This window comes from Candidatus Nitrotoga arctica (genome assembly GCF_918378365.1).
GTDB classification, from domain to species: domain Bacteria; phylum Pseudomonadota; class Gammaproteobacteria; order Burkholderiales; family Gallionellaceae; genus Nitrotoga; species Nitrotoga arctica.
In genome coordinates this window covers 1,101,642-1,114,536 of the sequence record NZ_OU912926.1, presented here as the reverse complement: position 1 = coordinate 1,114,536, position 12,895 = coordinate 1,101,642, and the positions used below count along the sequence as shown (strand labels likewise).

Annotated in this window: 9 protein-coding genes and 1 pseudogene; 4 read left to right on the top strand and 6 right to left on the bottom strand. The window is 48.6% G+C overall.

Going from position 1 to position 12,895, the window contains the following annotated elements; translation table 11 throughout:
* Positions 1-50 precede the first annotated feature (50 nt).
* From aspS to MKZ32_RS05060, 4 genes are read right to left on the bottom strand one after another with little or no spacing between them, the layout of a single operon-like run.
* Positions 51-1,853: an aspartate--tRNA ligase gene (gene aspS / locus MKZ32_RS05075; RefSeq protein ID WP_239796263.1), complete on the bottom strand. Its 1,803-nt coding sequence runs from the start codon at positions 1,851-1,853 to the stop codon at positions 51-53.
* A 17-nt stretch (positions 1,854-1,870) separates the two neighbouring features.
* Positions 1,871-2,500 (bottom strand): DUF502 domain-containing protein, encoded by a 630-nt coding sequence (locus tag MKZ32_RS05070; protein WP_173055498.1) that lies wholly within the window; start codon positions 2,498-2,500, stop codon positions 1,871-1,873.
* Entirely contained in the window at positions 2,497-2,760 is a 264-nt protein-coding gene (locus MKZ32_RS05065) for an FmdB family zinc ribbon protein (RefSeq protein WP_239796262.1), read from the bottom strand. The genes MKZ32_RS05070 and MKZ32_RS05065 overlap by 4 nt, the downstream gene beginning before the upstream one ends.
* Before the next feature lie 34 nt (positions 2,761-2,794).
* Positions 2,795-3,337 carry a pseudouridine synthase gene (locus tag MKZ32_RS05060; protein WP_239796261.1) on the bottom strand — a complete coding sequence of 181 codons (543 nt, stop codon included), beginning with the start codon at positions 3,335-3,337 and terminating at the stop codon, positions 2,795-2,797.
* Positions 3,338-3,403: 66 nt separating this feature from the next.
* On the opposite strand from MKZ32_RS05060, the gene icd reads away from it, so the two are divergent.
* Complete coding sequence (gene icd, locus MKZ32_RS05055) at positions 3,404-4,657, top strand: NADP-dependent isocitrate dehydrogenase (RefSeq protein ID WP_239796260.1); 1,254 nt, start codon at positions 3,404-3,406, stop codon at positions 4,655-4,657.
* A 104-nt stretch (positions 4,658-4,761) separates the two neighbouring features.
* Positions 4,762-8,124 carry a DEAD/DEAH box helicase gene (locus MKZ32_RS05050; protein WP_239796259.1) on the top strand — a complete coding sequence of 1,121 codons (3,363 nt, stop codon included), beginning with the start codon at positions 4,762-4,764 and terminating at the stop codon, positions 8,122-8,124.
* A 124-nt stretch (positions 8,125-8,248) separates the two neighbouring features.
* Here MKZ32_RS05050 and MKZ32_RS05045 read toward each other — a convergent pair whose 3' ends face one another.
* On the bottom strand, positions 8,249-8,452 hold the full coding sequence (locus tag MKZ32_RS05045; protein WP_173055488.1) for a cold-shock protein: 204 nt from the start codon (positions 8,450-8,452) through the stop codon (positions 8,249-8,251).
* Positions 8,453-8,705: 253 nt separating this feature from the next.
* Positions 8,706-10,007: pseudogene (locus MKZ32_RS05040) on the bottom strand (ISNCY family transposase).
* Between the two features lie 198 nt (positions 10,008-10,205).
* On the opposite strand from MKZ32_RS05040, the gene clpS reads away from it, so the two are divergent.
* Together clpS and clpA are read left to right on the top strand one after the other, a co-directional pair.
* Positions 10,206-10,514 carry an ATP-dependent Clp protease adapter ClpS gene (gene clpS, locus MKZ32_RS05035; protein WP_239796258.1) on the top strand — a complete coding sequence of 103 codons (309 nt, stop codon included), beginning with the start codon at positions 10,206-10,208 and terminating at the stop codon, positions 10,512-10,514.
* 2 nt (positions 10,515-10,516) lie between these two features.
* Positions 10,517-12,769 (top strand): ATP-dependent Clp protease ATP-binding subunit ClpA, encoded by a 2,253-nt coding sequence (gene clpA / locus MKZ32_RS05030; protein WP_239796257.1) that lies wholly within the window; start codon positions 10,517-10,519, stop codon positions 12,767-12,769.
* Positions 12,770-12,895: the final 126 nt, after the last annotated feature.

The window sequence follows — 12,895 nt, the reverse complement described above, 5'->3', positions numbered from 1 at the left end:
GGCTTCAACTTCTTCCCTGTTTTGCAACACAAACGGTCAACACTACCACACTATTCCTTCGTCACTTCCACCGTCGTTTGCACTTTCTGACGCAAACGAATGTGCAACTCGTTCAGTTGTTTTTCGTCAACGGCACTGGGCGCTTGGGTTAGCAGACACTGTGCGCGTTGGGTCTTGGGGAAAGCAATCACGTCACGGATCGATTCCGAACCGGTCATCAGCGTAACGATGCGATCCAGGCCGAAGGCCAACCCGCCGTGCGGGGGCGCGCCATATTGCAATGCATCGAGCAAGAAGCCAAATTTTAGTTGCGCCTCTTCCGCACCAATGTTGAGCGCGCGGAATACTAATGACTGAGTTTCTTCCTTATGAATACGCACCGAGCCACCGCCAAGTTCCCAACCGTTCAACACGATGTCGTATGCCTTCGCCAGACAACGTCCGGGATCATTTTCCAACAGGTGAAGGTGTTCGTCCTTGGGTGCAGTGAACGGATGATGGCAAGCATTCCAACGCTTGGCCTCATCATCGTATTCAAACATAGGGAAATCCACCACCCACAGCGGGGTCCATGCTGCGCCACTGACATATTTTTTCTCGTGACCAATCTTGGTGCGTAATGCGCCGAGCGCGTCATTCACTATCTTGGCCTTGTCCGCCCCGAAGAAAATCAAGTCGCCATTCTGTGCACCTGTACGAGCTATGATTATTTTCAGCGCGTCTTCATTCAGGTTCTTCACAATAGGCGATTGCAGGCCAGTTTCATTCAACTGCGTCACGTCATTGACTTTAATATAGGCCAAGCCACGTGCACCGTAGATGCCAACGAATTTGGTGTATTCATCAATCTCACCGCGCGTAAATGAGCCACCACCCGGCACACGCAACGCTGCCACACGCCCGTTAGCTTGATTGGCAGGCGCAGAAAATACCTTAAATGCCACATCTTTTACCGCATCCGTAACATCGGTGATTTCCAGTGTTACTCTCAAATCGGGTTTATCTGAACCGAAGCGCTCCATCGCTTCAGCGTGAGAAATACGCGGAAACGGATTGGGTAAAACGGTACCCAACACCTCTTTGAATACGGTGCGAAGCATTTCCTCCATCAGCATCATAATCTGCTCTTCGCCCAGAAATGAGGTCTCAACGTCCACCTGCGTAAATTCCGGTTGGCGATCTGCGCGCAAATCTTCGTCACGGAAACATTTAGTAATTTGATAGTAACGGTCGAAACCTGCCACCATGAGCAGCTGCTTGAATAGCTGCGGCGACTGCGGCAACGCAAAAAACTCGCCTGCATGAACGCGCGATGGCACAAGATAATCGCGCGCGCCTTCCGGTGTGGATTTGGTCAGCATCGGCGTTTCGATATCGATGAAACCCTTTGCATCCAGGAAACGGCGGAACGCCATTGCCGTCTTGTAGCGTAGCATCAGATTTTTCTGCATCTGCGGACGCCGCAAGTCAATCACGCGATGCGTCAGGCGCACGTTTTCCGACAGATTTTCGTCATCCAACTGGAACGGCGGCGTAAGCGCAGCATTCAGCACTTCGATTTCATGGCATAGAATTTCGATCTCACCACTACCAAGATTACTGTTGGAACTCCCTTCCGGGCGGCGCCGCACACGTCCGCTAATACGCAGCACGAATTCGCTGCGCACAGATTCAGCAATTTTGAACATGTCCGCACGATCCGGGGCACATACTACTTGGGCCAGCCCTTCGCGGTCGCGAAGATCAATAAAAATCACCCCACCATGGTCACGGCGACGGTGTGCCCAGCCACACAAAGAAACAGCTTGGCCAAGATTTGAAACGTTAAGATGTCCGCAGTAATGAGTTCGCATATTTTCAATAAGTTAATCTAATAAATTGGTGAATTGCGTTGATTTTCTGGCGCGTAAGGCATAGCGGGGGTAGCCACTACGCCCATTGAAATAATGGATTTCAAAGCCACGTCCACGCTAATGTTGAGCTCGATGGTATCAGCACGACGTACGTAGAAATAAAACCCGTTTACCGGGCTGGGTGCGGTGGGAATAAATACTCCCACATACTCATCTTTAAGTTGTTGCGTCACCTCGCCCGGGATAGCGGTCTGAAATGCCAACGACCATGCCTCGGGGTGCGGATACCGCACCAGCAGCACCTTACGAAAGGCAAGTCCGTTGCTGGACAGTAAGGTATCGCTAACTTGTTTCACGCTGTGATAAATGCTACTTACCACAGGAATGCGGCGTAGCAGACCTTCCCAGTAACTCAACAGACGCTGTCCGAGAACATTGTGCACCAGCAAACCAGTACCGAGCACGATCACTACGGTAAGAATCACGCCCAACCCGGGAATGTGAATACCAAGTAATTTATCTGGATACCAATTCACCGGCAGTAGCAGCAGACTCTGGTCTAGCGTACTAATCGTTAGGTTCAGAACCCAGATGGTTATGCCAAGCGGAACCCACACCAATAGTCCGGTGAGCAAATATTTCTTCACCCGTTGCCACCCGCAGTCGACGTGGCAGAACTCACTGTGCTAGTAGCTGATTCTGATTTAGCTTCTGGTTTGCTGCCCGAACCCTTAAAGTCTGTGGCGTACCAACCACTCCCCTTGAGTTGAAAGCCAGCAGCTGAAAGCTGTTTGCTGAATGTAGGTTTGCCACATGCAGGACATACGGTCAACGGTGTATCACTGATCTTTTGCATGACATCTTTTTGTACACCACAACTGCTGCAACGATATTCGTAAATAGGCATGGCATCCTCCTGTTAGGAATCAAAAAGGCGTACATTATAACGCAGCCTCACGCCAGATGCCTGACTCCAACCCATCCAGTGCCCACTCGCCGATCCGGTAACGGACCAAGCGCAAGGTAGGGTAACCCACCGCGGCTGTCATGCGGCGTACCTGACGATTTTTGCCCTCGCAAATAATTAGTTCCAGCCAACTGGTCGGTTTATTTTTACGCTGGCGGATCGGAGGGGTGCGCTGCCATAAGTTTACCGGTTCTTCCATCAATCTTGCCATAGCAGGCAAAGTAACAAAATCAGGCAATCTTACCCCACTCCGCAATTGCGCTAGTGCCGTCTCGCTGGGCTTGCCTTCCACTTGCACCCAATAAATCTTGGCCAACTTGTGCAGTGGATCCGTAATACGGTGTTGCAACAAACCGTTATCAGTAAGCAACAACAAACCTTCACTGTCGGCATCTAGCCGTCCCGCTGGATACAAATCAGGAACCGCGATATAATCCGCCAGCGTTGGGCGCAAACCGTCACGGCTAAACTGACAAATCACGCCATAAGGTTTGTTGAACAACAGGATGCGACTCATCCGACTTTTCCACTCAATTAAAGCGATCCATATTACCCCAAGCTTTTCATCGGGGAGCGAAAATACATGACCCAACACATCCAGGTGCCGTCTCAAGGCCAGAAAATTACCGTTAACAAAGACTACACACTAAACGTACCGGATCAACCCATTATTCCCTTCATTGAGGGTGATGGTACAGGCGTGGACATCACCCCTGTTATGCGACACGTAGTGGATGAGGCAGTCGCCAAGGCTTACAATGGTAAACGCCAAATCGTATGGATGGAAGTATATGCTGGCGAGAAAGCCGTAAATACCTATGGCAACGATACATGGCTACCAGATGAAACAGTAGAAGCAGTGCGCAACCATGTTGTGTCCATTAAAGGCCCGCTCACCACCCCTACTTCCGGCGGAATGCGCTCGCTCAATGTAGCATTGCGCCAAATTCTTGACCTATACGTATGCCTACGTCCCGTACGCTGGTTCGAAGGCGTTCCTACCCCAGTGACAGAACCAGAAAAAGTGGACATGGTGATCTTCCGTGAAAACACTGAAGATATTTATGCGGGTATCGAATGGGAAGCTGGGTCACCAGAAGCAAAAAAATTAATTCATTTTTTACAAAATGAAATGGGCGTCACGAAAATCCGTTTTCCAGAAACCTCTGCTATCGGCATCAAACCGGTGTCTATTGAAGGTAGTGAACGTTTAATTCGTCGTGCTATCCAATATGCCATAGATAATAAGCGCAAGTCCGTCACCCTGGTACACAAGGGTAACATAATGAAGTTCACCGAAGGCGGCTTCAAAAAATGGGGCTACGAACTCGCCAAGCGAGAATTCGGCGGGGTAGAAATCGACGGCGGGCCGTGGCTGAAATTACCCGAAAAATATGGAAGCGGAGGCATCATCATTAAAGACGTAATTGCCGACGCGTTTCTACAGCAAATTTTGTTGCGTCCTGCAGAATATGACGTTATCGCTACCTTGAATCTCAACGGCGACTATATATCTGATGCACTGGCGGCAGAAGTCGGCGGTATCGGTATCGCGCCGGGCGCCAATCTGTCTGATAGCATTGCCATGTTTGAAGCCACCCACGGTACCGCACCGAAATATGCTGGCAAAGATTACGTAAATCCAGGTTCATTGATTCTCTCAGCAGAGATGATGCTACGCCATATCGGCTGGTCGGAAGCCGCGGATCTAATTATCAAGGGCATGAACGGGGCAATCGCCGCCAAGACCGTCACCTATGATTTCGCACGGCTGACACAAGGGGCACAACAAATATCGTGCTCTGCATTCGGTGAAGCAATAGTTAAAAACATGTAAACGACAGTAAGTTGGTTGGGCAAGATCAAGAATTCATCTTGACGTCCCCCACTAAAATCAATCAGCTGAAAACGGTGTTTTTAACTTTAAGGTTCTAGAATACAGTGCACTCTCTTGTTTCATCCATCGACATAATCTCATCTTTTTCGAGCGCATATCTGACGCGAGGACATCAATATTATCGTGAGAACAAGGTCACGGCGCTAGGCATTAGCCAAAACGGCGCCTTCATTACTGCGCTTGTCGCAGGTTCAAATAAAAATCGCTATCACGTCAATATCCTTCTGCAAGTACAACCGGGAGGTCATGTATTGGTCAACGGGGAATGCAGTTGCCCGGTGGGCTACAACTGCAAGCATGTTGTCGCAACGCTGATCAAGGCTCAAGCGGAATCCCCACTTGAAGTTCCTGCGCCAGCTGATAAAGCATCGCCGAATGTGACGGACTTGCCATATGAAATTTCCATCTGGCTAAACGAAGTGTCGCGTGCGGCCATGCCGACACTAAGCCGCGATAGTCTGCCAGTGAACGTGTTGCAGCGTTTACTGTACGTATTAAAATTAAGTGATAGCAAGCCAGCTAGAGTGGAGGTGACATTTTTCACTGCCAGATTACTCAAGGCGGGGGGGTTTGGCAAAAAAACGCTTCATAATTCCATAGCCAATATCTTTATCGGCGCGGCGCCACCCTATTTTACCGAGCGGGACCAGGAAGTCATCGCTGCATTAAACCTGATGCGTGCGACAGGTGGCTATTTAGCTGGTGCACAGGGGGCCCGGTGGACGACAGAAATGATCACCACTGGCAGGTGTTTCTGGGAAATACCTGATTCCGAGCCTCTATCCTTTGGTGAAAAATGCGTCACGCAGCCTGTTTGGACCATGGACACACAGGGAAACCAACGGCTACATGTTGAAACCACACCACCATCACAGGTGCTACCGTTTTCTCCCCCTTGGTATGTCAATGAAATCGAATCAGTCTGCGGCGAATTGGATATCGGCCTGCCCGACGAAATTGCTTACGCTCTGGTCAGCGCACCAGCGATCCCATCAGCATTGGCTGGCCGTATCGGCAATGAATTGACACAAAAACTACCCGGTATCAAAGTTCAATTGCCAAAGGTGCTGCAAGAAAGAAAGGTAAGCGATCGACACCCTATTCCATGTTTACATTTTTATACAGTAGCATTGAATCCGCCTCCTTATTTGGGCTCTTTCCACGCTAAAGATGACCACCACGATGAGCCAACAACACTCGACTTGGTGCGCCTTGAATTCGACTATGGCGGCGTGCGAGTTGACGCTATGTCAACCGAAAAATCGATAGCACAGCGTAGTGGTGAGGAATTGTTGCGCATCGATCGCGATGCTACCGCCGAAGAAAGTTATTCCCACGAACTCACCGGTTTGGGATTTTTCTTTGTTGATTTATCAATTTTTTCCGAATTACATAACAAACACAATGGTTCTTTTATTCTGGGTGGGGATGATAAAGAGTGGATTAACTTTTGCCTTGCCAACCTCCCCGATCTGCGAGCGTCTGGCTGGCAAATCGAAATGGAACCAAGCTTCAATTTTCGTTTCGCCGAGATTGAAGACTGGACAGCCACCGTCAATGAGGACGGTGATAACAATAACTGGTTCAGCATAGAGCTGGGGATTCAGATAGACGGTCTACCAGTCAACCTACTTCCCGTCCTGCTGGATTTAATTCGCCAGTTTCCAGAACAAATGAGCATGCAGACGCTGGCACAGCTTAGCGCTGAGGACATGCCGCTCATAGCACGCCTTGCTGATGGCCGCTTGGTGACGTTACCGATTTCCCGCATACAAAACATTCTGTCAGTATTGGTGGAGCTTTTCGATAAGGATGCAGTACATAATTTGCAGCGGATCGAATTGTCTGCGGTTCAGGCGGGACGCCTGGCAGAGCTGGAAGAGGTTGCCGGTTTGCGCTGGCTGGGCGGCGAGCGTTTACGTGAATTAGGACGCAAGCTGCGCGATTTCAATGGAATTCAGCCGGTTCCACCGCCTGCTGGTCTGAAGACCTCTTTGCGGGGCTATCAACAAGAAGGGCTTAACTGGCTGCAATTTCTGCGCGAATATGAATTGGCCGGCATTCTGGCTGACGACATGGGGTTAGGTAAAACCGTGCAGGCCTTGGCTCATCTTCTGGTAGAAAAAGAATCCGGGCGCATGAACCATCCCAGCTTGGTGGTCGCACCCACCAGTCTGATGTTCAACTGGCTGCGGGAGACAGAGCGTTTTGCGCCGGATTTACGCGTATTAGTATTACAGGGACAATTACGCAAGCAACATTTCGAATCTATCGGGGCATATGACTTGGTGCTCACCACCTATCCCTTGCTGCCACGCGACAAAGAGGTGTTGATCGGGCAAGAATTTCATTTGCTGATCCTTGATGAAGGTCATATCATCAAAAATCCAAAGTCGCAAGCCACTCAAATTGTGCATCAAATCAAAGCGCGCCATAGGCTTGCGCTCACTGGCACACCGCTGGAAAACCACCTTGGTGAATTGTGGTCGCTGTTTCATTTTCTACTGCCAGGATTATTAGGCAATGACAAAATTTTTCGTAAGCTGTTCCGCATGCCTATCGAAAAGCAAGGTGATAATACCCGGCGCGCTGTGCTTTCACGCCGCATCGCTCCATTCCTGCTGCGCCGCACCAAAACACAGGTAGCCAAAGAATTACCACCCAAAACAGAAATTGTACGCTCCTGCGAACTATCCGGCGCTCAGCGCGACTTATACGAAACTATCCGGGTAGCGATGCATGAAAAGATACGCTTGGAAATCGACAAGAAGGGCATGAATCGCAGTCATATTATTATTCTCGACGCACTGCTTAAATTGCGTCAAACCTGTTGCGATCCACGCCTGCTTAAATTGCCTGCTGCGAAACAGGTAACACATTCAGCAAAACTAGAGCTTCTTATGTCTTTGCTGCCGGATATGGTGGAAGAAGGACGGAGCATCCTGTTGTTCTCCCAGTTCACCTCTATGTTGGCATTAATCGAATTGGAACTTGTCAAATTTAACTTGCCCTATGTCAAGCTGACCGGAGACACTCGCGATCGCGCCACACCAGTACAACGGTTTCAGAACGGAGAAGTACCCATCTTCCTGATCAGTCTCAAAGCGGGTGGGGTAGGCTTGAACCTCACCACCGCCGACACCGTAATTCATTATGATCCATGGTGGAACCCCGCGGTAGAAAATCAGGCTACTGACCGCGCCCATCGGATAGGCCAGGAAAACCCTGTTTTCGTCTACAAACTGATCACTGAAAGCACCGTGGAAGAAAAAATTGTTGCAATGCAAGGGAAAAAACGTGACTTGGCACAAGGCATTCTGAATGATAACGGAGAAGCTATCGCTCCTCTTTCTACAGAAGAATTAGCAATGCTATTTGAGCCGTTGCAAACATTAAATGCGGTATAAACGGGAGAAGATTCGTTCTGCGGTTATAAACTCTTGCTAAAAATCTGTATTTTTAGTGTTATTTCATAATTTTAAATTAATAAAAAAGCCTGCTTAAGCAGGCTTTTTTACACCAAGAACCTATTTAAGGGGCCTGAATATTAGCAGCTTGTTTACCTTTAGGACCTTGAACAATATCAAAAGTAACTTTTTGGCCCTCTTTAAGAGACTTAAAGCCACTCATAGTAATTGCGGAAAAATGTGCAAATAAATCTTCGCTGCCATCATCCGGAGTAATAAACCCATAGCCTTTTGCATCATTAAACCATTTAACTGTACCGTTTGCCATGTTTCACTTCCTTAGCTAAAAACCGGGTGGATTCCCGTTAAACTGTTTGAATTCCAAGAGCGTACATGGCAAAACCAGTACTGCAGGTAACTTGCATTCAAACACCCATGCACTTTTTACTCCTGTTTAAGCAATTTCGTCAAGACTTATGCATTTTATTTTCTGAATTGTTTTCAAAAGTACTGTCAACGCCAAATAGAAATGTCCCCTCACTGCAAAGTAGAAGTGTCCCTTTCTCCCTTCGTCATCGGTGTTATTGGATAACGGTTTTGCTATCAGTGGCGGACTTGCCGATGTGCATTTTTCTCCAAGGGTGACCAGCTGCTGGTTTGTGCCCCTTGATGTCTGTTGTACCACGCTTTGCGATCGCTTCTTCTATCCGAGAATTAATTGATTTACCATCTGCTTCTGCTGTTTTTCTTTGCACTTTTGTCAGTGTCGTATAGGGGTATTTTCGATTTCTCCAGCGTAACACCCGTGTTCCATCAAAGTGATCGTGCAGGGTTACTTTGGCACTTCGCATGGCCAATCCGGTTCCGCTGATTTTTACTTGTATCAGATTGCATTCATGCTGGAACGAGAGGTTCTTTGACAGCGTTTTGGCGATCTGTATGGACAGGATATTCGTGAGTTCATCTGCGCTACCTGGGTAGGCGATGTGTGCATCAACCGCATCTTTCGGTATCACCGCAAAGCGCCAGTTGAAACTGGCAGCAAAGCCGGGCAACCAATTGTTCGCACCGGCGATGTCAGATATTCCGGCCAGCCTCATTTCCTTGGGCAACCTGTCTTGCAGCAATGTCTGGTTGGCACGTTCCACGCGCCCCTTCGCTTGCGGGCTATTGGCATGAATGCACTCAATTCCCAGTTCCCGTGTCGCCCGCCCAAACTGTGTTTCAGACTCCGGATCAGCCCCTTTGGCATTGATCCGGAAGATGCTGTGTTGGTCGCTGTAGAGCGCCACAGGCAGCCCGTGCGCCACAATATGATCATGCAGGGTATGCATGTACCCCAAGCGGGGTCTCGGTCGGCGCAAAGCGCAGCTGCAAGAGTTTGCCTGTCGCATCATCAATGAACACCAGTAGCGTACATCGATCAGCTCGCCCCTCGAACCAATCATGTGGAGAGCCGTCAATCTGCACCAGTTCGCCAAGTCTGGCACGGCGTTCACGCATGGGATGCACGCAGATGGCTGCGCCTTTCTTGGGCTTCCAATAGCCCGCCGCAATCATGATCTGGCGGACGGTTTCAACCGAAAGATGTATATCATGAAGCTCGGTCAAATTCTCTGCTGCGAGTGTCGGCCCAAAGTCGCAATAGTGTTCGCCGATCATCTTTATCGCGGTTGTCCTGATTGTTTCGTCCACCCGCCGATTCGAGACTCGTCCACGCTTCTGCTGATGAGTCCCGGCAAGCCTAAGGTACGGTAACGTCGCAAGATACGCTTGATTTGACGCACACTGACAGCCAGCATTTTGCCAGCTTCCTTTTGGTCGATTTTACCTGCCAACAGTAGCTCCATTACCTGCCCACGTTTCGCTTCCTTTTGACTCATCATCATGTCCATTTCAAAGTGTCCGCCGCTATGGTTTTAATCGGGCACTGAGCTTACTCAACGCAAACTCAAGGGGACATTTCTATTTAGGAGAAAGGGGATATTACTACTTTGCGCTGACATTGTTTTCAAAAGTACTTGAAAAAACCTCATGAATCATCGAACATACCATCATAAATAAATGTAACAATAACAACCATGGCAACAAAATATGAAAATACATCCCTGCTGAAAGCAGAACAAAGCAAGATCAAACCACCCAAACTATATAAGGTGCTGCTCTTTAACGACGAGTTCACCACAATGGATTTTGTAATCGAAGTTTTACAAACTTTTTTTTCGATGAACCGTGAACGCGCCGTCCAATTGATGCTCAAAGTACATCATGAAGGATTGGCAATATGCGGGGTTTACACTAAGGATATCGCAGAAACGAAGGTGGAACAGGTATCGGCATTTGCCAAACAGCACGGACATCCGCTACGATGCGAATTAGAGGAAACATAATTATGATCGCGCAAGAACTTGAAATCAGCTTACACTTGGCGTTCGTCGAAGCACGCCAGAAACGCTTCCAATTTATCACGGTAGAGCACCTGCTACTTGCTATGCTGGATAACTCTTCTGCGGTCCATGTGTTGCACGCCTGCGGGGCAGATATTGAAGAGTTGCGCGCGGTACTGACCGATTTTATTAATACTCATACACCAGTAGCGCCAGGTAGTAGTGAAGTAGACACACAGCCCACTGTCGGCTTTCAGCGCGTTATTCAGCGCGCCATTTTACACGTGCAATCATCTAACAAAAAAGAAGTTTCCGGCGCCAACATCTTAGTTGCCCTGTTTAGTGAAAAAGATTCCCATGCCGTGTTTTTCCTGAACCAGCGTGCTATCACTCGCTTGGATGTAGCAAACTATATTGCACATGGAATCGATAAAACAACTCAATCAAGTACCAATAAATCAGCAGATTCTGAAATAGAGCAAGAGCCGAGCCAGAAGAGCGCCTTGTCCGACTACACGCTTGACCTCAACGCACAAGCTTTAGCTGGAAAAATCGACCCGCTAATCGGACGCGAAACCGAACTGACGCGAGTTATTCAAACCTTGTGCCGCCGCCGTAAAAACAATCCACTACTGGTCGGTGAGGCTGGCGTGGGGAAGACGGCTATCGCCGAAGGCTTGGCACGCCGAATTAAGGAAAACAACGTGCCAGAAATTCTCAAAAATGCTCAGATCTATGCATTAGACATGGGCGCACTGCTGGCCGGCACTAAATATCGCGGCGACTTTGAGCAACGCCTGAAAGCTGTACTCAAAGAATTAGCCGATGAACCTCACGCTATTCTGTTCATCGATGAAATACACACTTTGATAGGTGCGGGCGCGGCCTCGGGCGGCACCATGGATGCTTCCAATTTACTCAAACCCGCACTTTCAAATGGCACACTTAAGTGCATCGGTGCTACTACCTATCAAGAATATCGCGGCATTTTCGAGAAAGATCATGCGCTATCTCGCCGTTTCCAAAAAGTAGATGTGCCGGAGCCCTCAGTCGTGCAGACCATCGAGATTCTAAAAGGGTTAAAGTCTCGCTTCGAGACTCATCATGGTATCAAATACAGCGCCGCTGCACTAACCAGCGCGGCCGAGCTGTCATCGCGTTTTATCAATGACAGACATCTTCCTGACAAAGCAATTGACGTAATAGATGAAGCGGGTGCGGCACAACGCATATTGCCAAAATCAAAGCAGAAAAAACTTATCGGCAAGCATGAAATCGAGGACATCATTGCCAAAATTGCGCGCGTACCCTCACGCACCGTTTCTTCGGATGATCGCAATCTGTTGAAAACGCTGGACCGCGACCTAAAGACCGTAGTGTTCGGCCAGAATGCCGCCATTGACGTGCTGGCACGCGCCATAAAAATGTCCCGGAGTGGATTGGGCAATCCGCAGAAGCCCATCGGCAGCTTCTTGTTCTCTGGCCCTACCGGTGTTGGCAAAACCGAAGTAGCGCGTCAACTTGCCTTTGCAATGGGCATGCCGCTAAACCGCTTTGACATGTCTGAATATATGGAACGTCACGCGGTGTCACGCCTTATTGGAGCGCCACCTGGCTATGTCGGCTTCGATCAGGGTGGTTTACTCACGGAAGCAATCAACAAGCAGCCTCATTGCGTCTTACTACTAGACGAAATCGAGAAAGCACACCCGGACATTTTTAATATTCTGTTACAAGTGATGGATCACGGTACACTCACTGACAACAATGGACGCAAGGCAGATTTCCGTAATGTGGTTATTATTATGACCACCAATGCAGGTGCCGATGCATTAAGCAAAGCACAGATAGGCTTCACCAAGAGCGGAGTGAGTGGTGACGAGACGGCCGAAATCAAGCGACTATTCACCCCAGAATTCCGTAATCGATTGGATGCTACCATTTCATTCGCCGCACTGGATAAAGAAGTCATCCTGCGCGTAGTAGACAAATTCCTGATGCAGCTTGAGGAACAACTACATGAGAAGAAAGTTGAAGTCATCTTCACCGATGCACTCAAAGACTACCTCGCCAAAACTGGCTTCGACCCACTAATGGGCGCACGCCCGATGGCACGTTTGATTCAGGACACCATACGTAGCGCACTGGCAGATGAATTATTATTCGGCAAACTATCCAATGGCGGCAAAGTGATTGTCACGATAGATAAGGACGAGAAGGTACAATTGGAATTTACGGAAGAAATTGTTGTTGTTTAATTTTATTACGTTACCTTAATAAATTCGCCAAATAACCTCACATTGTGTTGAATATTGATTAATATTAAATTTGTTGAGTGATGCCGTAATTACTAGTACACCCACTCAACAAATTTCAATGAACGC

Coding starts and splice junctions, on each gene's coding strand:
- aspS (WP_239796263.1), bottom strand. CDS start 1,853: ATGCGAACTCATTACTGCGGACATCTTAACGTTTCAAATCTTGGCCAA.
- MKZ32_RS05065 (WP_239796262.1), bottom strand. CDS start 2,760: ATGCCTATTTACGAATATCGTTGCAGCAGTTGTGGTGTACAAAAAGAT.
- MKZ32_RS05060 (WP_239796261.1), bottom strand. CDS start 3,337: ATGAGTCGCATCCTGTTGTTCAACAAACCTTATGGCGTGATTTGTCAG.
- icd (WP_239796260.1), top strand. CDS start 3,404: ATGACCCAACACATCCAGGTGCCGTCTCAAGGCCAGAAAATTACCGTT.
- MKZ32_RS05045 (WP_173055488.1), bottom strand. CDS start 8,452: ATGGCAAACGGTACAGTTAAATGGTTTAATGATGCAAAAGGCTATGGG.
- clpS (WP_239796258.1), top strand. CDS start 10,206: ATGGCAACAAAATATGAAAATACATCCCTGCTGAAAGCAGAACAAAGC.
- clpA (WP_239796257.1), top strand. CDS start 10,517: ATGATCGCGCAAGAACTTGAAATCAGCTTACACTTGGCGTTCGTCGAA.